The 19619-nt window shown below is 48.9% G+C and carries 17 protein-coding genes; 4 read left to right on the top strand and 13 right to left on the bottom strand.

Annotated features, from left to right (window positions below):
* Positions 1-6: 6 nt before the first annotated feature.
* The 4 genes from ACEPST_RS06935 to ACEPST_RS06920 all read right to left on the bottom strand — a co-directional run bounded on the left by ACEPST_RS06935 (position 7) and on the right by ACEPST_RS06920 (position 3800).
* Positions 7-381, bottom strand: a complete 375-nt coding sequence (locus ACEPST_RS06935) for a hypothetical protein (protein WP_395409169.1) — start codon at positions 379-381, stop codon at positions 7-9.
* A gap of 79 nt (positions 382-460) precedes the next feature.
* On the bottom strand, positions 461-907 hold the full coding sequence (locus ACEPST_RS06930; protein WP_204121355.1) for a hypothetical protein: 447 nt from the start codon (positions 905-907) through the stop codon (positions 461-463).
* A gap of 453 nt (positions 908-1360) precedes the next feature.
* A complete protein-coding gene (gene nhaC / locus ACEPST_RS06925) occupies positions 1361-2803 on the bottom strand; it encodes a Na+/H+ antiporter NhaC (RefSeq protein WP_204121356.1) in 1443 nt (480 codons plus the stop codon).
* Positions 2804-3263: 460 nt separating this feature from the next.
* The gene (locus tag ACEPST_RS06920; RefSeq protein ID WP_204121357.1) at positions 3264-3800 is read right to left on the bottom strand and encodes a GNAT family N-acetyltransferase; all 537 of its coding nucleotides are present in this window, start codon (positions 3798-3800) and stop codon (positions 3264-3266) included.
* Between the two features lie 170 nt (positions 3801-3970).
* Here ACEPST_RS06920 and ACEPST_RS06915 point away from each other — a divergent pair, with 170 nt between their 5' ends.
* Entirely contained in the window at positions 3971-4360 is a 390-nt protein-coding gene (locus ACEPST_RS06915) for a hypothetical protein (protein WP_125765387.1), read from the top strand.
* Positions 4361-4781: 421 nt separating this feature from the next.
* Here ACEPST_RS06915 and ACEPST_RS06910 read toward each other — a convergent pair whose 3' ends face one another.
* Positions 4782-5645, bottom strand: a complete 864-nt coding sequence (locus ACEPST_RS06910) for an aldo/keto reductase (protein ID WP_204121358.1) — start codon at positions 5643-5645, stop codon at positions 4782-4784.
* Between the two features lie 206 nt (positions 5646-5851).
* Here ACEPST_RS06910 and ACEPST_RS06905 point away from each other — a divergent pair, with 206 nt between their 5' ends.
* Complete coding sequence (locus ACEPST_RS06905) at positions 5852-6460, top strand: hypothetical protein (protein ID WP_204121359.1); 609 nt, start codon at positions 5852-5854, stop codon at positions 6458-6460.
* A gap of 30 nt (positions 6461-6490) precedes the next feature.
* Here the strand turns inward: ACEPST_RS06905 and ACEPST_RS06900 are convergent, their stop codons facing one another.
* The gene (locus ACEPST_RS06900) at positions 6491-7252 is read right to left on the bottom strand and encodes a potassium channel family protein (RefSeq protein ID WP_204121360.1); all 762 of its coding nucleotides are present in this window, start codon (positions 7250-7252) and stop codon (positions 6491-6493) included.
* A 295-nt stretch (positions 7253-7547) separates the two neighbouring features.
* Positions 7548-8732, bottom strand: coding sequence for an ArgE/DapE family deacylase (locus tag ACEPST_RS06895; protein ID WP_204121361.1), 1185 nt, complete (start codon positions 8730-8732; stop codon positions 7548-7550).
* Positions 8733-8926: 194 nt separating this feature from the next.
* Between ACEPST_RS06895 and ACEPST_RS06890 the strand changes: the two genes are divergently transcribed.
* Positions 8927-9436, top strand: coding sequence for a YbhB/YbcL family Raf kinase inhibitor-like protein (locus ACEPST_RS06890; protein ID WP_125765392.1), 510 nt, complete (start codon positions 8927-8929; stop codon positions 9434-9436).
* Between the two features lie 19 nt (positions 9437-9455).
* A complete protein-coding gene (locus ACEPST_RS06885; RefSeq protein WP_395390589.1) occupies positions 9456-9971 on the top strand; it encodes a universal stress protein in 516 nt (171 codons plus the stop codon).
* Positions 9972-10024: 53 nt separating this feature from the next.
* Here ACEPST_RS06885 and ACEPST_RS06880 read toward each other — a convergent pair whose 3' ends face one another.
* From ACEPST_RS06880 to xylA, 6 genes are all read right to left on the bottom strand, one after another.
* On the bottom strand, positions 10025-10399 hold the full coding sequence (locus ACEPST_RS06880; protein WP_275404332.1) for an iron chaperone: 375 nt from the start codon (positions 10397-10399) through the stop codon (positions 10025-10027).
* Positions 10400-11451: 1052 nt separating this feature from the next.
* Positions 11452-12231 carry a (S)-acetoin forming diacetyl reductase gene (locus ACEPST_RS06875; protein ID WP_125765394.1) on the bottom strand — a complete coding sequence of 260 codons (780 nt, stop codon included), beginning with the start codon at positions 12229-12231 and terminating at the stop codon, positions 11452-11454.
* 342 nt (positions 12232-12573) lie between these two features.
* Positions 12574-13947, bottom strand: a complete 1374-nt coding sequence (locus tag ACEPST_RS06870) for a sugar porter family MFS transporter (protein ID WP_204121363.1) — start codon at positions 13945-13947, stop codon at positions 12574-12576.
* Between the two features lie 335 nt (positions 13948-14282).
* Positions 14283-15656: a sugar porter family MFS transporter gene (locus ACEPST_RS06865; protein WP_204121364.1), complete on the bottom strand. Its 1374-nt coding sequence runs from the start codon at positions 15654-15656 to the stop codon at positions 14283-14285.
* A gap of 454 nt (positions 15657-16110) precedes the next feature.
* The gene (gene xylB / locus ACEPST_RS06860; protein ID WP_203643968.1) at positions 16111-17619 is read right to left on the bottom strand and encodes a xylulokinase; all 1509 of its coding nucleotides are present in this window, start codon (positions 17617-17619) and stop codon (positions 16111-16113) included.
* A 470-nt stretch (positions 17620-18089) separates the two neighbouring features.
* Complete coding sequence (gene xylA, locus ACEPST_RS06855; RefSeq protein WP_204121365.1) at positions 18090-19439, bottom strand: xylose isomerase; 1350 nt, start codon at positions 19437-19439, stop codon at positions 18090-18092.
* Between the last annotated feature and the right edge of the window lie 180 nt (positions 19440-19619).

Raw genomic sequence — 19619 nt, 5'->3', positions numbered from 1 at the left:
CTCATATTAAGTATTGCTCGCCCTAACTTTATAATTGCGATAGGTCTCATACGCGAAGAATAGACAAACCAGACTTAAGATCAAGTCCTGGAACCAGAAAAAATACTGAACGTAGATATTCAGATAACCAAATAAGGCCGTTCCCATTAATCCTAAGATAAATAAAAACCAGTTTGGAACCCGCTTAACCAAGATAGCTACGCCCCAAAGCAAGTTCACCCACATCTGAATATTGACAACTATCCAGCTGACTTTCCATGGTCCTGGAGCCAGTTCGTGATTGCTTGCCACAATGCTTAATCCATTTACCAATGCAATAACCAATACTAAGAGGGCTATGATTATGTTTAGCCACGTTGCGATTGTTCTTCTCTGATTCATGCTTGACTCCTTCACTTGTAAGCCAATTACCTGTAGAACTCTCACCGGCTTAAGATTGACCAGACAATGCGCAACTAATTTATACCGCGAACAGCGTCCAAATAGATATCAAATTAACCCACAGCATGGATCCCACAATTTGATAGCCAGCTTCACCTGAAATATGACGATGACCAATCCGAAAAGTCACAATCCAATAGATCATAAAGAAAATAATGAAGAACCCAATTATGACCGTATTGGCTAGGAAAACATCCGCGATAAAGACTATTGCAACACCAAATTTTTCCCATTCGGATAAACTTCTGTAGCGAAAACTACCGATGTTCTCGCTAGTTTCTTCTCCATGCTGAAACATCACCAGTCCCAGCGCTACTACACACCACCCCAAACACAAGACAGCGGAAACAGTCCCTGATTGATTCAGATGAAACCACCCAATTTTCCATTTTGTCAGTACCCCTATAGATATTAAATTAAAGAATAGAGCACTTATTGCGAGTTGCCGTTTGGTAACGAAATTCATCCAATCAAATCCATTTCTACTGAGTTTCTGTCTCAATAAATTAGCCATTTTCCTACTATGGCTGTAACGGTTCTAATAGGCTAACAGTGTACATCCTGTAAAAGTGACTGTTACCCATCTTTCACGCCCATCGTTAACCGCACATATTTTCCATCGTGGCTATTTTCATCTCTTTATATTTAAGAGTAAGCCTAAATCCAAGCATAGTAAACACCTTTTCTATTTTTACCACTAATAGTTATAGCTAAAAACCATTTAACTCACTAATTTCAAAAAAATAGCCGCTCCCGCTGGAAAGAATATCCAACGGAAACGACCATTTTTAACTAACATTCATATCCATCGCGGTCATTTCACAACCACCCGCTCATCCTCGGCCCCTAACCTGAGACCACCCACAAGAACGACTGCTGGTCGTGTAACAACCCACGATGCTTCTATTCTACCTAGCGATTAACGTCCGTCAGCGGCCATTGAGGCAGCCGTGGCACTTTGATCATCAGATGATGGCAACCGCTTCAGACCAACGCCAGTGAACCCACTGAGGATGGAGAAGACGGGTGAGAAGAGACTGAAGAAACAGAATGGCAGGTAAGCCAACGTGGAAACGCCCAACGTGTTGGCAGCGAAGACGGCAGCAACCCCCCAAGGAATCAAGTAGTTGATGACAGTCCCACCATCTTCTAAGACCCGGCTCAAGGCCAAGTTGTCTAATCCTCGGTCGTTAAAGGTTTGCTTGAAAGCTTTCCCTGGTAAGATGACGGAGAGGTATTGTTCCCCAACGAAGATGTTCACGCCAATCCCGGAAAGGATGGCGGCGGTGACTAAGGAACCAGAACTCTTTAAGCGCTTAGCCAATGGCACCATAGCCGTCTGGATGATGTTAAACTGCATCAGCAGGCCACCTAAGGTCAGCGTTAAGATAATCAAGGAAACGGTGGACATCATGGCACTAATCCCACCACGGCTCAGTAACGCATCAACGCTGGCGTTACCGGTCTTAGAAACGAACCCAGATTCAATCATTGTGGCAATACTACTAATTGACGTTGAAGGCTTTTCGATGAATAACATGACAATCCCTAAACCAACGTTTAACAACAATGTTTCAATGGCTGGGATTTTCCGCCAAGCACAGACGAACATGACGATGATTGGTAATGCCGCCCACCAGGTAATAGAGAAGTTGGCGTTTAACGTGGCCACAGTCGTGTTGATCTTACCCATGGCGTTACTGTCGGATGCCCCAGTCCCCAGAATGAAGTAGAGGATCAAGGAAACAAAGAATGCGGGAATCGTGGACCACATTAAGTTTTTGATGTGGGCAAATAATTCGGATTCAGCGATGGCTGACGCCAGGTTCGTGGAGTCAGACAGCGGTGAAGTCTTGTCACCGAAGATGGCACCGGAGATGATGGCCCCAGCGACTAATGCGGGGTTGAAGCCCATCGTGGTCCCCATCCCGAACAGGGCAATCCCAATCGTGGAGATGATGGTGAAGGCACTCCCGATGGACGTCCCAACGATGGCACAGACCAGGAAGACGGATGGCACGAACCATTGGGCAGAGATTAAATGGAACCCGAAGACCATCATAGATGGAATGATCCCCGCGGCGATCCAGACACTGATCAAGGCCCCAATCAACAGGAAGATGAAGATGGGAATGATCCCGGTCTTGATTCCTTCAGTAATCCCGCCGTGGATGGTGTCCCAGTCGGCGCCGCGGACCTTCGCCCACAGAATCACTAACGCGATAACCAGCAGAACTGGCGTCGTTGGGGAAAGCCCAAATTTGATAACACCGAGACCCATGATAGCTAACATTGCTAATAAAATAATAATGGCTTCGCCGAAACTAACCGGCTTGTGACTCTTGTTGGATTGTTCTTTCATAAAAATCGCTCCCTCTTATTTGCCAAGTTTTATGTAATAAAAAAATCGTCCCCGCTGCAACTATGCAACAGGGACGATTAAGACTAAACCGTGGTACCACCCAACTTGAGCCACTGGTTCTAGACCCAGTAACTCCACTCTCTAGAAGGTAACGGTTCTAGTCATTCTCCGCCTGGCGTACCAGGACATTCCACTGTATTTCGTCGTAATCACCCTGATCGGTTCGCAGCAACCACCGACTTTCTGACACTCAGATGACACGCTACTTGGTAATGGAAATTAGCGTTCTGTATTTGATTGACTTTGATACTATCACGACGACAGATACCCGTCAACCTCTAATTTAATTTTAATCTTAATGGCTAGTCGCCGAATCCGGTGTAGCCGTTGACTTTAACGGTGATTCGAAAAAAGTTCAATTAATTTTTTTACCATCAAATTCGGCCGTTCTCAGCAAACGTTAATCATTGTAAAACATGCCAGGATATTCCAGCATCCCACCGACGTGAGCCAGCGACCCCGCCGTCAACGGCTTGATCAAGTGGCTGCCCATTGGTACGGGTAACGTGTTGTGGATGGCAAAATCTTCGGCCATCACGTAACCGCGACTGCCATAGTAGTTCATGTCGCCGACCACGCTGATAGCGGGAAAGCCGGCTTGCCGGGCCCGCGTCTCTAACTCACTTAGTAGTTGGCTCCCAACACCTTTGCCTTGCCAGTCGGGATGAACGGCCAGTGGCGCCAAAGCAACCACCGTCGTCTTGTGTTGGTTGCCCCGAATCGTGACCGGGCTCAGTAAGCCATGGCCCACGACCTGATCAACTGCGGGCTTCGCAACGACTTCCAGGCTGCCCTGGTACTCGTATGTTGACCGGAGCTGGTGAATCAAGTCGACCTCGCGACCGTCACTCTCTTCGACGGGGGCGAACGCTGCTGAAACTAATTGGTCTACCTGTTTGAAATCTGTTGGTTGGATTGTTTCAAAACTTAAACTCACTTCGTCTACCTCTCATTTCCTAAGCGATTGGCAACATTACCGTGTTATTATACACGACTGACGCGGAAAATCGACCTTTCCAATTAGATTTTAGCGAAATCGCTTGAATTTACTACCCCAAACCCCGTACACTGGTACCAACACAATTAAGGAAATCGAGGTACTTAAATTTGACGCACAAACAGCGTTGGGCCGCTATTTCAGCCCTGATTTACGTCGTCTTCGTGGTTGCGGCCATCGTGATTGGCTTTTTAGACCCCAGTAAAATTGGTCTAGAGTGGACCATCTTCTGGTATTTTGTCGTTGCCGCGCTCTGTTACTACTTTTATTTTAAAAACGTCACCTACCGTGAAATCGTCTACTACGCTAAGGAACTGGGCCTCCATAAGGCTGATTTGGAGGCATTGGTACCCAATCGCAAGGAAACCCAGGACGTTCCCGACCCCGATCATCCGGACTTTTTCAGCCCCTTTGCGAAGGTGCCGATTAATGTGGTGAACGTCTTATCCGATAAGCTGATTCCTTTGGCTAAGGAACAGGGGATTCCGTTGTATAAGTAGTGTCGCGGTAAATTTACGTTCCCGGCGGCGGGCTCAAGCTGGCCTGCTGTGGTCACTTACTTTGGACGACTCACTGCTTTGTATGTTTGGGACTTTTTCACGTAATCAGATTAACTAAGTAGAACTTGTAGGATCATTTTAGCCCAATCAATATCCACGCTACGTTGCGTAGGTATTGATTGGTTTTTTTATTTACCATCTCGAATATTTTTGAGTTAGACAAATTCTGGCTGACGATACTTTCGTAAACCGCTAACTTTTTTCTCGCCAATCTATCCGGAAGCTGGCGGCCTCCGAAACGTGCGGAAAGAGCCAGACTCCTGCGCTTAACCAAAATAGGACTCCTGGCCGACGTTGTCGACCAGAAGCCCTATTTCCGTTAATGCTCAGAGTCTAAGCGGCTCTTTCCGCACTCTTTCTTTTACTTCCGTCCCGAATACGTCTGGGACTTCTTCAACCACTCTTCGTCATCGGGATTAGGACCCACGCGCTTACCAGCGTCGAGGTCTGCGATGGCTTTCATTTCGTCTTCATCCAAGCCAAAGGCGAAGATGTCGCGGTTTTGTTGGACCCGTTCTTCGTGGATGGACTTGGGAATCACAATTTCTTCGCGTTGCACGTGCCAACGTAAGATGATTTGGGCGGCACTCACGTCATGGGCAGCGGCCAATTCATTGATGACAGGATCCGTTAAGGCGTTGTTTGAACCGCCACCTAATGGACTCCAGGCTTCATGCAAGATGCCTTCACTTTCCAGGTAAGCATGCATTTCATCCTGTTGTAAGTAAGGGTGGGTTTCAATCTGATCAACGACGGGCTTAACCGTGCCATTTGTCAGAATATCTGCCATCTGCTTTTGATTGAAGTTAGAGACCCCAATATTCTTGATCTTGCCGGCCTTGTACAGGTCTTCCATGGCCCGCCAGCTATCCAGATAGCCGGGTGCTGGCCAGTGAATCAGGTACATATCTAAGTAGTCAAAGCCTAACTTATCCAGCGTTTCTTGGAAGGCTGCCTTGGTTTCATCGTAGCCCCGGACACTGTTCCACAGCTTAGATGTCACGAAAACGTCTTCGCGTTTGACATCACTCTCGCGGATGGCTTCGCCCACCCACTGCTCGTTGCCGTAGTATGCGGCCGTATCAATGTGACGGTAGCCAGCGGCCAAGGCCCATTTGATTGAATTCTTCGTATCCTCAGCGTTATCGACTTGGAAGACACCCAGGCCGAGCTGTGGAATCCGGTTGCCATTATTTAATGGTAATTCGGGAATATCATTATGCAAAAATAAAACCACCTTTCAAAGTTAGTTCCACTTCTATCATACAATACGTTTGGAAATATCGGGATTAGAATGATTGAAAAATGACCGAAATCAGGAGTAAAATTTTCTTCTCTTGGCGTTTTGAGGTATTATGGAGGGTGTGGTAGTTTGTCGTCTCGGCGGCAAACTCGTTTTTTCACACCGTTCTGGACATGGAGGTTTTTCAGTTGAACAACCAAGAACCAAAATCACGCGTACAACGGTATAACTTTAATCAGGGGCCGGACCAGCCTACCCGTCAGCGGCAACGGAAGCCGCGGCGTTGGTGGCCTTGGATCATGACACTGATTACGTTGGCGATTGCCATCTTGCTGGTCTTAGCCATCAATCATCACAATAACGCTGGCTCCAACACCAGTGCATCATCGAGCACCAGTGCCTCCGTCGTGGCCAAGTCATCATCCGCGTCGGAACAGGCCGCCTTCGAGAGCTTTAAATCAACGTACAGCAGCTACAATGACAACGGGTTAACCGTGACGCAAAAACAAAAATTACAAAGTATCGTCAATGAAGAGTCCAACAGTGCCGTGCAAGACCGTGAGCAGAAATTATTGAATCAGGCCCAAACTAAAAAGAGTTCGGCCAATTCAACGAGTTCTTCCTCTGCCAGCAGCCATGCCGACGCGACGTTTGCTAGCACCCATACCTTCTCCTCGGTCGCCGACGCTCAGAACTGGGCTCAGGCCTCTAAGGACCAGTGGCTACAGGCGGGCTACACCACCTATACCATCACGTCCGATGGCCAAGGTAATTACAATTTACAGTTTGTCCGTTAATTTTTTAGCGTGAGCCTGACCGGGTTCGCGCTATTTTTTTGGCGTTGATTTTTCCAGTCGATCGAGCTGATTTTGTAACTGATCGACCTTGCCAGTTAGCGTATCGATTTTCGTTAAGAGCGCTGTGATATCCGTCTGTTGCTGCATTTCCTGAGCCGTAGCCGATTGAGAGGCCCGGTCAGCGATAAAGTCCGTAATCGTACTGGTCAGCAACCCGATAAAACCAATGCCCCCAACCATCAGGAAGCTGGCGATGATTTTACCAAAGGCCGTGTGCGGCGTCTCATCCCCGTACCCCACGGTGGTCGCCGTCGTGATGGCCCACCACAGTGAATCGGCCAGGCTCTGTTTCTCCGTCAGCGAAAAGAGAAAGGCACTCAACACAATAATCGCCACACTAATTGAGAACAAATAGATAAAACCCGTTTGATAAATGAACCGGTGATAGGCTTTGGTCCATTTACCAGAGATGCCTAACCGCCAGAAAAGATGATGAAATCGGATCAACCGGACGAGTCGGGCCAATCGAAAGAAGGCGAAGACCGGGTGTAACGGGATGATACCCAGCAGGTCAAACGCTGACTGAATCAGGAAAATTTTACGATTCTTGGTGATCATCAGACGTACCAAATAATCTATGGCAAAAATCGCCAACAACCCGTTGGCAATCGCCATCTCGACTGCGTAATTTCCCTGTTTTAAAAAGAGTAACCCAACGTTCAGCACCGAGCCCAACGTCAAGGCAGTGACCCCCACGTGATAGGCAATCAGGCCGCGTGATTGCTTGGCCATAGTGTTCCCCTTCCCCCATGACTTATTTGTTATCCGACATAAGTTACCTTCTAATATAGTCAGATTCCGTATTTTTTCCAGCCATAATCGTTAATTTTAGTGATTTAGTAAGAAAATAATTGCAAACTTAATGTTTCCGTCTAAAAAGCGTCTCTATCCAAGGTTCTTCCCAGTATACCCAAACAACGAAGTCATTTCTACAGTCATCATACCCATCCCCCAAATCATTCCCCACCCAATCAAAAACCGGGCCCAATCAGTTCCTAGTCAACTGGTCGTACCCGGTTCAATTTAGTTAGTTATTGGCGGTTGCGTGCGCGTCCTTCGCAGCAACCTGGTCAAAGAAGGCTGGCACCAACTGCTTGTAAACCTCAATGGCCTGCAGATATTCCGTGACGGAGACGTACTCATCAACTTGATGTGACGTGTTACTCCCGGGACCCATTTCAATACTGGTGAAATCGCCCTTGGCCCGCAAGAATTCGGCCCCATCATTGGCGCCGCCTGACCCGACAACCTGGGTATCGTGGTCACAGACCGCATCACTGATCTGCTTAGCCAGTTTCACCAGTGGTGCCTCGGGATCGCCCGGGATTGCCTCTTCAGGGTAGCTGTAGCTCAGTTCAAGCTGTACGCCATCCTCCTGGTTCAGTTGGGCAATCAAGGCCTCTAGCTCGTCGTAAATGACCTGGTTGGGATAAGCCGGAATCGTCCGCATGTTGGCCATCAACTCGGCGTGGGCGGGAATCGAATTGATCTGCTCCCCACCAGAGATCAGGTCGACGTTGTGTAACAGACCACCCAGGACGGGATCGGTCTTGGTGTGTTGCGCCATCAGTGGGCCCACAGCGTTATAAAATTTCATCAAATTATCAATGGCGTTAATACCCTTCTCTGGGTGCGCGCTATGACTGCCCTTCCCGGTAGAAACAACCTTGTAATCAATCACGCCCCGCGCGGTGTAAACGACGTTGTCGAGGCCACTCGGTTCTGCAATGACCAGGCCCGCTAGGTTATCTGCATAACCCGCATCGGTCAAGGTGGCGGCCCCATATTCACCGGTTTCTTCACCGACCGTTGCCAGTAAGCGAATACTTCCGGCTAGTGGCGTGCCCGTTTCCAAAAATTCCAGCATGGTAATGACGATAGCCGCCAGACCACTCTTCATGTCGGAAGCGCCCCGACCAAAGAGTTGGTCGCCCACAACTTCCCCGGCAAATGGCGCGTGTTGCCAAGCGGCTTCATCCCCCGCGGACACCACGTCCATGTGCCCAGACAACCCAATCATCGGCCCATCCGGATTGCCAATCGTCACGACCAGGTTGTCGCGGTTCTTTGCGAACGGCACCTTCTCAACCTTGGCCTGTGGATACGAGGCGAACAGGCTAGCGATGTAGTCGGCCACATCGGTTTCGTGGTCGTTAACGGATTTAATTTGAATCAGCTTTTGTAAAATTTCAATTTTCTTTGCGGGCGTCATGGGCGTCATCCTTTCTCGGAACCAAACTTATTGTTATTCATCATACGCCCGTTAACTAAAAAATCAACCAATTTCCGTAATTTTATTACCTATATCCATTTTATACGCATTTTTATACATTATTAATGAATATTCGCGGAACAACCATCTCCTGCGGTATAATAAAGTTAAGGATTGATCATAGGAGGGGTTTTATGAGAATTTTTGTGCCAACCGAAAACGGCTTCTTAGCCGACGAATACAGTAAGCACGCCACTGGCGACGACGTTTACGATGGGACGCCCGTCAAGTCGTTCCCTATCAGTCTATCCAAGATTCCCAAGAAAACACAGACCATTGCGCTGAACCTCATCGACTTCGATGCCGTTCCCGTCAGTGGCTTTCCGTGGATTCACTGGGTGGCCGCGAACTTCCCTGGCACCACGCGTGAAATTACCGCGGACGTGTCCCGGACGAACGCGATTCCCCACGTTCACGGTCGCAACAGTAATGCCGGTTCCCTCATTAATAACACGGACCCAGCTATTTTCCAAAACTACACGGGTCCTTTCCCACCCAACGGCGACCACGATTACAGCCTGACCGTCTACGCCCTGAACACCAAGCTAGACCTGGACGAAGGCTTTTGGTTGAACGACCTGCTCCATCAAATCAACGGCCACGTCCTCGACACCGCAACGATTACGTTACGCGGACGCGTTTAAACTAAAAAGAAGGCTAATTATGGAACAGCACTATACCAACATCCTGGTTCCCATGGACGGTTCAGTCCAAGCGGAACTGGCCTTAAAGAAAGCGGTCATCGTTGCCCAACAAGATAATGCTCACATTGACCTCTTGAATGTCTTACGCATCAACCATTACGGCTTCTATGCGAGTGGGTCCATGCCCGGTGGTGTCATTCACGATTTGGTTGCGGACGCCACGTCCTACCTGGATTCCCTGGTCCAAACGACCCGCGCGGCCACCGGCTTCAAAGATATGGCCATTCACGTGCGTTTCGGCAATCCCAAAACGGTTATCTCTCACGAGTTCGTCACCGACCATAAGAACGATTTGATCGTTATCGGGGCTACCGGGATGAGCGCCGTTGCCCGGATGGTTGAAGGCTCCGTCACGGCTTACGTTAGCCGAATGACGGCGGTCGACGTCTTCGTGGTCCGGACCGATGAAAATGGTTTGGCCATTGACGCTTCAACAGTTGCGACAAAGAACAAGAACCAACCCAAGTTTTCTTAAAATATCAAAATTCCCCGTCAGCTGTTATTCAGCTAGCGGGGAATTTTTTTGAGTCATTTACGCCAGAACGTTGTGACGTCGGCCTTATCGGCAATGTTAAAGGCAATAATTTGTTTCAGCAGGTCGTAGTCCACGTCCTGCGTCCATTTGATGCGCCCGAACTTCTTGCCCGGATTGTATTTTGCGGCGGCAATCTGGTCAGCAAATTGGGCCATCACGGGTCCTTCCGGAGCGAAAGCCATGTGCGCCTTAGCCACGCTAAAACCAATGATAAAGGTCCCGTGGTCAGTAAACATCGGTTGGTTCCAAGCAAACCGCTGCTCTAGTTGTGGGAAAGTGTCCTGAACCCAATTCAACACGGTCCGTAAGCGGTCTTGGTGCGCCGGATCATCAATCTTAGCGATATATTCTTCAAATTCTGCAATCATGCTTTCACCCCTAAACGGTTAATCAATCGTCCCTATTGTACCATGGTTTTTCGGGGGAATATTGCCGTATTAATCGTCAATTTGGGTCTTTACATCTTCAATACATAAACCACACGCAATCATTATATAAGCTTGCTACAATGAACCTCGATGATACCTAAGGAGGCCTCATCAATGTCTCAAACCAACACACCCAATCTCATCGAATTAGTTTTGCTGTCCCTTCTCCTGGTCGGCTTTGGCAGTCCCAGTCTAACTGCCGCCGTCCAAGAACTCCAATCAAAGTAGTGCCAAAAGCACCTGGCAACGTCCTTACCCTCCGTTGCTGGATGTTTTTGTTTGCGATTTGTGGGGACTGGTTTTGGGGGAATAGATGTTGGGGCAGTTCATCTAGCCTTATATATTATTCAGGATACTATTCCTATTGTTGTTAGGGTGTGCTGCTGCAGACAGTTTCGTTTAGTCCAGATGTGGCTGAACTTCCATCCGCTTAACTTCTCTCGTCTTTATAGCCAGATCCTGGCGGCCTCCGAAACGTGCTCCACGAACCAGACTCCTGCGCTTAACCCATAATTCTCTATTTGCTTAGACCGCTAATCTTTCTCTCGCCTTTATATCCTGGTCCTGACAGCTTCCGAAACGTGCTCCACGAGACAGGTCCCTGCGCTTAACCCCGACTCCTATAGTCTTCTGTTGGCTTAAACCGTTAGTCTTTCTCTCACCCTTATATCCTGTTCCTGGCAGCCTCCGAAACGTGCCACTACCGGGCAGACAGTTCCACTTAACGTCGACTCCTATAATTCTTATATTCGCTTAGATCGTTAATCTTTCTCTCGCCCTTATATCCTGGTCCCGGCAACTTCCGAAACGTGCTCCACGAGACAGGTCCCTGCGCTTAACCCCGGCTAAGCAATGACCCAAGCCCGGGGTCATCACTTAGCCGACGTTAATGCTCAGGACCTAAACGGCTCGTTCCGCACTCTTATACAAAAAATCACCACACATCTCTGCGTGGTGACCTTACCAATCAATCTTTATGAATCATTAAATGTTTAGTGGAATTGCATCCCGCCGTCAACTTCGAGAGTTTGACCGGTGATGTAATTTGAATCTGGACCTGCTAAGAAGGCAACACCGTTAGCAACGTCTTCTGGTTCTGACAGACGGCCTAAGGTAATGTCCTTAGCAAAGGTTTGCATGCCCCATTCGTCGTCTTTACCAGCGTTTTGACCAACCTTGTGGGCAATGTCAAACATCATTGGCGTCTTAACGATCCCAGGTGCGTATGCGTTAACCGTAATTCCTTCGGCAGCTAAGTCACGGGCAGCAACTTGCGTAACCCCCCGGATGGCAAACTTAGTCCCACTGTAGAGGGCCAAGTTAGGGTTCCCGACAACACCGGCTTGAGAAGTAGCTGAGATAATCTTCCCACCATGGCCGAGTTCCTTAAATTTAGCGTGAGCAGCTTGAATCCCCCACAGAACACCACCAACGTTAACGTGGTAAACTGTGTCGAATTGTTCTTGGGTGATCGTATCGATTGGGGTAGTTGGGCCAAGGCCGGCGTTGTTGACGATAACGTCAAAGCCGCCAAGCTTTTCTGAGGCTTCCTTAACTGCCGCAAAGACACTGTCGCGGTCGGAGACATCCGTCTTGACTGCAACGGCTTTTCCACCATCAGCTTCGATAGCAGAAGCAACCTTGTTGGCATTATCTAAGTTCAAATCAGCAATTGCAACTGCGAAACCGTCGCTAGCTAAGCGCTTAGAAATAGCTTCACCAATTCCTTGTCCGCCGCCAGTAACCATTGCTACTTTTCCATTTGATGCCATGTGCCATTCACTCCTTCAGAATAAGTAAATTTCCAGGTACGCTCTTATCATAACGGAAAAATTATGAAAAGGAAAGCGATTGCATCATATTTTGTGAAAAAATGTTCATTTATCACATGGTCGGTTAATTAATCCGTCTCAAGGCTGGTCCCATCGCTATATGCAGTGTTAAATAGTTTGTTAAATTCATAGTTTGCTCACTTAAAAAGGCCGTCTCTGTGCCGATAGCTTTCTGAAAGACTTCACCTAGAATTTTCTGGTTGAACCCCCTACGTAAAGAAACCGATTCATCAAAAAGAGCCCGACAACAGTGTCAGGCCCTCAGTTAGTTACCTATTTAACTTACTTCGTTACACTCAAAGTGGTGGCTTCTTCGCCAGCCTTTTCCCGCAACGTAGCTTCGATATCTTCCAAAGAACGGTTCCGCGTTTCGAAAACCTTCTTTTGGACGAACCAGATGGAGACAAAGCACAGCACACCGTAACCGATGAACAGGCTCCCAGTCCCAAAGAAGTCCAACAAAGATGGGAAGGTTAAGGAAACGATCATGTTCGCCGTCCAGTTGATAACGGACGCAAAGGAGTTCCCTAAGCCCCGAATATTCAATGGGAAGACTTCCCCAATCATGACCCACATGACAGGACCCCAAGTGGCGGAGAAGAAGGCAATGTAGATGGTCAAGGCAATCACGGAAATGATGGCCGCCGTTTGCGAACCGCCAGAGAACTTCATCCCAAAGCTCATGACGAACAGGGAAATCCCCATCCCAACGGCACCGATGTTCAACATCTTTTTCCGGTCAATCTTATCCATGATGGTCACAGCAATCGCGGTCACAATCACGTTGAAGACCCCAATCCCAATGTGGGCCAGCAAGGCGGCGTCCACACCGAAACCAACGTCAGTAAAGATGGTTGGTGCGTAGTAGAGCACCGTGTTACAGCCCATGACCTGTTGGAAAATGGCCAAGCCCAACCCGATAATCAGCGAAGGACGAACCATCTTACCAAACAATTCGGACCAGCCGCCACTCACAATTTTGGCTGAGGCTTCAATGGCATCAACTTCCTTTTTAACGGCAACTTCGTCATGCTTGTTCATGGTTTCAAGGACTTCACGTGCTTGATCCATATGGCCTGATTTGACCAAGAAACGGGGACTTTCGGGTAAGATCAACCCACCCAAGAAGAGCAAGGCCGCTGGAATCGCAGCGAACCCGAGCATCCAACGCCAGCCACTGTACATGCCAGAGAAGCTGTAGTTGGTGATGTAGGCCAGGAGAATCCCGCTCATGACCATCAGTTGGAACAGACTGGAAACAGTCCCCCGTTTGTCAGCGGGTGAGAGTTCGGCCAGGTACGTGGGAATCAAGGCTGAGGCGGCCCCGACGGCCATCCCCAAGATGATTCGCGACACAATCAGCGTCCAGAATTCGGGTGAAAAGGCTGAGCCTAACGCCCCAATGAAGAAGATAATGGCAGATAACAGTAATAATTTCCGCCGGCCGTAACGGTCAGACGATGGCCCAATGATGGCAGCCCCTAAGATGGCCCCTAACAGGACGGCACTAACGACCCAGCCCTGTTGCCAGGAACCTAAATGCATTTGTTTTTGAATGAATAAGATGGCTCCGGAGATGACACCGGTATCGTACCCAAAGAGTAATCCACCGAGTGCACCGAAGAAATAGACAAATCCGGTTGAAACTTTTCGCATAATCTCGCTCCTTATGCGGCCCTTAGCCGTTGACGTAATAATTTCGAGAATCTTGTGGTGTTCTGTCAGTTAGGAATCGGGCAACCAGCTGTCTCGCAGTCTGGTTTCTGGATTGGTAGCGTGGCAAACGCCTATCTATGTGAATAAGTGTAAGTTGGTATTTCAGTTGGTTGATTGTCGCAACCAACCATGACAATTATGGTATCACATTTTGCTGGTTTTTGAAAGCGTTTTCTGTTTAACGGTTTATTTTGTAATAATTCAAAATGGCTGCCCGCAAATTGCGAACAGCCATCCCTAGATTTCAAACGCCTACAGTCACGTGGGTGTTTAGATTATTTAACCGTACTCAGGTCACTAGCCGTCTCGCCAGCCTTTGCCCGCAGTGTCGCTTCAATGTCTTCCAGCGAACGGTTCCGCGTTTCAAAGACTTTCTTCTGGACGAACCAGATGGAAGCGAAACACAGCACACCGTACCCGATGAACAGACTCCCGGTTCCGAAGAAGTTCAGGAGAGCTGGGAACGTCAGGGAAACGACCATGTTCGCGGACCAATTGATCACACTGGCAAAGGAATTACCGAGTCCCCGAATGTTGAGTGGGAAGACTTCCCCAATCATGACCCACATCACGGGACCCCAGGTTGCAGAGAAAAAAGCAATATAGATGGTCAGCGCAATCACAGAAATAATGGCTGCGGCTTGTGAGCCACCGGAGAATTTCATCCCGATACTCATGACGAACAGGGAAATTCCCATCCCAACGGCCCCAATGTTCAACATCTTTTTCCGGTCGATCTTATCCATGATGGCCACCGCAATTGCCGTGACAATCACGTTGAAGACCCCAATCCCGATGTGGGCGAGTAAGGCCGCGTTCACACCGAAACCAACATCGGTGAAAATGGTTGGTGCATAGTACAACACCGTGTTACAGCCCATGACCTGCTGGAAAATAGCCAGGCCCAGCCCGATAATCAGAGATGGACGCACCATCTTACCAAACAGTTCGGACCAGCCGCCATTTTTCATCTGAGCTTGTTCTTGAATCTGATTCAGTTCCGCGTCAACTGCGGCCGTATCGTGTTTGTTCATGGTATCCAAGACGGCCCGGGCTTGATCCGTGTGGCCAGTCTTCACCAGGAACCGGGGACTCTCAGGCAGGATCAATCCGCCCAAGAATAGCAAGGCAGCGGGAATCGCCGCGAAACCCAACATCCACCGCCAGCCGGTGGGAATGCCCGCCCAGGCGTAATTGGTGATGTAGGCCAGCAGAATTCCGGTCATGACCATCAACTGGAACAAACTGGAGACCGTTCCCCGTTTATCAGCGGGAGATAGTTCCGCCAAATACGTGGGAATCAGCGCCGAAGCGGCCCCCACGGCCATTCCGAGAATGACTCGGGAAATGATCAGCGTCCAGAATTCTGGTGCTAACCCGGAGCCAATGGCCCCGATGAAGAAGATAATAGCTGATAACAATAACAGTTTGCGCCGTCCATAGCGGTCAGAGGATGGCCCAATGATGGCGGCCCCCAGGATTGCGCCCAAGAGCACGGCACTCACGACCCAGCCCTGTTGCCAGGAACCCAGGTGCATCTGCTTTTGAATGAATAAGATTGCGCCAGAAATTACCCCGGTATCGTACCCAAAGAGTAAGCCGCCCAACGCGCCAAAGAAATAAACAAATCCGGTCGAAACTTTTCGCATAGATTTCGCTCCTTATGTGGCTTCGCGCCACAAATTCTTTAAAAAGTGACAAGGTATGTGGAAGTATAGCTGAACATGTAAGTTGGTTTTGCTGTTGGTTGGTCGGATAAACCAACCTCAAAAAGTAGAATACCATCTTTCGGTTTGTTTTGAAAGCGTTTTCTTTTAAAAATATGAATTTTAGCTTATTTGACGAGTTTCTGAAAGTCATCGGCCACTCACTAACGCCAGACTTAACCCCTGCTTTAGCGGTTTACGGATCTCCCCAAAATCTCGGCTAAAAATTTTCCATGAAATTGGTCTAACCAGGTTAAGTCTGTCCGCCCACTCCCTAGCTAACCGCCCTTAGTCCCACTTTTTTTCATCCCACGACAAATACCCGAACCGACGTCATTGTCAGTTCGGGTATCGTCTCTATTAAACAGAGTGTTGCCAGTCGCCACTGACCAGCAGGCTACAGTTCAGCCTTCCGGTACGCGAGTAACTGCGCACTGATGCTCTTGGTTTGTTGATAAACTTGCTTGTAAATGGCATGCATTTTGGCATACTTCTTGACGTTCTCAGGATTTGGTTCGTAGGCCTTGCCGAAGTGCACGAAGGTTTCAGCACAGTCTTGGAGCGAGTCAAACCAGCCCAGACCGGTGGCCGCAATCATCGCGGCACCCATCCCTGGTCCCTGTTCATTGGTCAGGCTGACCACTTTACGGTTAAAGATGTCGGCCTGAATCTGCAGCCAGAGTGGGCTCTTGGCCCCACCACCAATGGACACGACCGTATCGAAGTCACCGCCATTTTCCTCGTAGATATCAAAGAGATCTCTAAAGGAGTAGCTGATGCCTTCCAGCACGGCGCGGACAAAGTCGTAGCGTTGATGCGTCCCGTCGACACCGGTGAAGCTCCCCCGGATATCAGCGTCCGCGTACGGCGCCCGTTCACCCACGATGTACGGCGTGTACAGCAGGCCATTGGCCCCAACCGTAGACTTGGCAGCACTCGACACGAATTCCGTAAAGTCTTCGGCTGGCGCAAAGGTCTTCTTAAACCAGCTCAACGAATAGCCGGCAGCCAAGGTCACACCCATGGAATAGTACTTGTCAGGAATGGCGTGGTCCTCAAACTGCAGGACGCCATGATAGTTCACGTCGGCATTGTCTTCGTATTTCAGCACAACGCCAGAGGTTCCGATACTGGAGAGCACCATGTTCGGGTGTAAAATCCCCGCACCCACGGCCCCGGCAGCGTTGTCGGCGGCCCCACCAAAGACCTTGGTAGCGGTCGTCAATCCAGAGAATTCAGCGTAAGCGGCCGTGACCGTTCCCGCAAAGTCCACCGACTTAATCAATGGTGGGCACATGCTCATCGGAATGTCGAAGGTGTCACAGATTTTTTTGCTCCACTCACCCTTGGCAACGTCGAGTAAGACGGTCCCGGTGGCATCGGAGTAATCCATGGCGAGGTTGCCGGTCATCCGGTAACGCACGTAGTCTTTCGGCAGCACAAAATACTTGGCCTTAGCCCAGATGTCGGGTTCATTTTCCTTGACCCACAACAGCTTAGTCAGCGTAAAGCCTTCCAGCGGTTGGTTCCGGGTGATGTCCACAAACTCGTCGCCCAATTTGGCTTCAATTTCTTCACGTTGTGGCGTGCTCCGGGTATCGTTCCAGAGAATGGCCGGACGCAGAACCTTTTTGTTTTCGTCCAACAAAACTAGCCCGTGCATTTGACCAGAGTAGCTCAGGCCTTCGATGTCTTCGGCGGCCAGGTGGTCGTTTAAAATCAAGCGCACGATGGCCACGGTCGTCCCAGAAACCCAGTCTTCTGGATTCTGTTCGTTATAGCCGGGTTGCTTCTGGATCAAATCGTAATCAAAACTTTCTTGGGCAACAATCTGCCCGCTGTGGTCGAGGGCGGAAACCTTGACGGCACTGGTGCCGAGGTCCACGCCGAGTACGTACTTCCCCATGGGTTATACCTCCTAAATGGCTTTTTCATTTGGTTTAGTTCTTGAATTGTGTCAAACACCTCGTTGGCAGCGCCTCCGGGGTAGTGAAAATGAGACCGGGACGCTGTGGGCGAACGTCTGGAGCCAAGGAGCGGTCTCCAGACTTATTTTGAGCCTCCAAAAACGAGTCTCAAAACTATCAATTCTCTAACCAGCAAGGACCGCTGCTAAGAGAATTCCCACGGCTAGGCTCATTTTCACCACCCCTGCGGCTAACGGGTGTTTAACCCAACAAAACTAATCGCATTTCACTTATTTATCGACTAACTGGTTGTTAGATTGGTTTAAACTAGCCAATCAGCTAGCCCTATTTTACCGAATTGTGTTTTTTAATGATACTTGCCCACGCACAATCCAGTCACGAAAATTGGCGGACGAACACACCGTTCGTCCGCCAATTTAATGTCAGTTATTTCGTATTCAACTGAAGATTACTTGCTAAGGGTTTCAACGATGTAATGGTTGATTGTGTCCTTAACTTCTTCAAGGTGATCTGAGTGCGTAGCAGCAATCAATTCTGATTGTGGCTTGTCGATAGCGTACTTTTCAAGGGACTTGAAGTCAGCCTTGCCGCTTTCGATGTCAGCACCGACACCAGATTCGTATGAGCTGTAACGGTCAGCCTTCAAGTTGTCCAAGAAGCCGTCTTCCTTCATAGCAGCAGCAACACGCAGGCCGGCAGCGAAACTGTCCATCCCAACGATGTGGCCTAAGAAGAGGTCTTCTGGGGCAAATGAGGAACGACGAGGCTTAGCATCGAAGTTCAACCCACCACGAGGTCCGATGCTGCCGTTTTCAACAACTTCGTACATTGCGGCAGTGGTTTCGTACAAGTTAGATGGGTATTCATCGATATCCCAGCCGATCAGCTTGTCGCCTTGGTTGGCATCCAATGAACCGAGCATGCCGGCTTCACGAGCAACGCGAATTTCGTGTTGGTAAGTGTGACCAGCCAAGTTGGCATGGTTCCCTTCAAGGTTCAGCTTGAAGTCTTTCTCCAAGTCGTATTCCTTCATGAAGGCAATCGTGGTAGCGGCATCAAAGTCGTATTGGTGCGTCGTTGGTTCCTTAGGCTTTGGTTCGAGCAACATTTGAGCGTCGAAGCCAATTTCGTTAGCGTAGTCCTTAGCCATGTGGAATAACTTAGCAGCATGTTCTTGTTCTTGCTTCATGTTGGTGTTCCAGAGTGATTCGTAACCTTCACGGCCGCCCCAGAAGACATAGTTTTCGGAACCGACACGCTTACCAATTTCCAAACTGTGCTTCAATTGGGCAGCACTGTAAGCAAAGATATCAGCGTATGGAGAAGTCCCGGCACCTTCGACGAAACGAGGGTTGGTGAACATGTTTGAGGTGTTCCAGAGAACCTTCATGCCAGAAGTCTTTTGGTATTCAACGATCTTGTCAACAACCTTGTCCAGGTTAGCGTTAGTTTCACGTAACGTGTCGCCTTCAGGAGCTAAGTCCCGGTCATGGAAGCAAAGGTAGTCAACGCCTAATTTGTTGTAGAATTCAAATGCAGCGTCAACTTTAGCCAAAGCTAAGTCCATTGGGTCGGTGTACTTGTCGTAAGGACGTTGCGCGGTCCCGTCACCGAATGGGTCGACTAAGCGTTGATCAAAGGTGTGCCAGTAAGCTACGGCAAACCGTAACCAGTCTTTCATCTTTTTACCAGCAATAACTTCTTCTGGATTGTAGTATTGGAAACCTAAACCTGATTTTTTATCTTGATGGCCGACGTATTGAATCTTGTCGACGCCTTTCCAGTATTCTTCAGTCATAATTTTATAATACCCTCCTAGTTAGTTCGTTGCGACAACCAACTTACAAATCCTAGTATACAATCTTTTTTCGTTATTGCAAGCGTTTTCTTGAAGAAAGTTAAAAAACTTTTTGGGTGGGGACATTGGGGTGATTCGTGGACTAGCTTTCGAAAACTGATCGGTAAGCTGGCGAATCTG

Source organism: Levilactobacillus sp. FUA 3915, assembly GCF_044053135.1.
Taxonomy (GTDB): domain Bacteria; phylum Bacillota; class Bacilli; order Lactobacillales; family Lactobacillaceae; genus Levilactobacillus; species Levilactobacillus lanxiensis.
Note: the sequence above shows the minus strand (reverse complement) of the source record. Positions and strands in the feature narration are given on the sequence as shown.

Excerpts from the sequence above, each read along its gene's own strand:
- ACEPST_RS06935 (WP_395409169.1), bottom strand. The coding sequence starts at position 381 with ATGAATCAGAGAAGAACAATCGCAACGTGGCTAAACATAATCATAGCC.
- ACEPST_RS06930 (WP_204121355.1), bottom strand. The coding sequence starts at position 907 with ATGAATTTCGTTACCAAACGGCAACTCGCAATAAGTGCTCTATTCTTT.
- nhaC (WP_204121356.1), bottom strand. The coding sequence starts at position 2,803 with ATGAAAGAACAATCCAACAAGAGTCACAAGCCGGTTAGTTTCGGCGAA.
- ACEPST_RS06900 (WP_204121360.1), bottom strand. The coding sequence starts at position 7,252 with ATGGCCAAGCAATCACGCGGCCTGATTGCCTATCACGTGGGGGTCACT.
- ACEPST_RS06895 (WP_204121361.1), bottom strand. The coding sequence starts at position 8,732 with ATGACGCCCGCAAAGAAAATTGAAATTTTACAAAAGCTGATTCAAATT.
- ACEPST_RS06890 (WP_125765392.1), top strand. The coding sequence starts at position 8,927 with ATGAGAATTTTTGTGCCAACCGAAAACGGCTTCTTAGCCGACGAATAC.
- ACEPST_RS06885 (WP_395390589.1), top strand. The coding sequence starts at position 9,456 with ATGGAACAGCACTATACCAACATCCTGGTTCCCATGGACGGTTCAGTC.
- ACEPST_RS06880 (WP_275404332.1), bottom strand. The coding sequence starts at position 10,399 with ATGATTGCAGAATTTGAAGAATATATCGCTAAGATTGATGATCCGGCG.
- ACEPST_RS06875 (WP_125765394.1), bottom strand. The coding sequence starts at position 12,231 with ATGGCATCAAATGGAAAAGTAGCAATGGTTACTGGCGGCGGACAAGGA.
- ACEPST_RS06870 (WP_204121363.1), bottom strand. The coding sequence starts at position 13,947 with ATGCGAAAAGTTTCAACCGGATTTGTCTATTTCTTCGGTGCACTCGGT.
- ACEPST_RS06865 (WP_204121364.1), bottom strand. The coding sequence starts at position 15,656 with ATGCGAAAAGTTTCGACCGGATTTGTTTATTTCTTTGGCGCGTTGGGC.
- xylB (WP_203643968.1), bottom strand. The coding sequence starts at position 17,619 with ATGGGGAAGTACGTACTCGGCGTGGACCTCGGCACCAGTGCCGTCAAG.
- xylA (WP_204121365.1), bottom strand. The coding sequence starts at position 19,439 with ATGACTGAAGAATACTGGAAAGGCGTCGACAAGATTCAATACGTCGGC.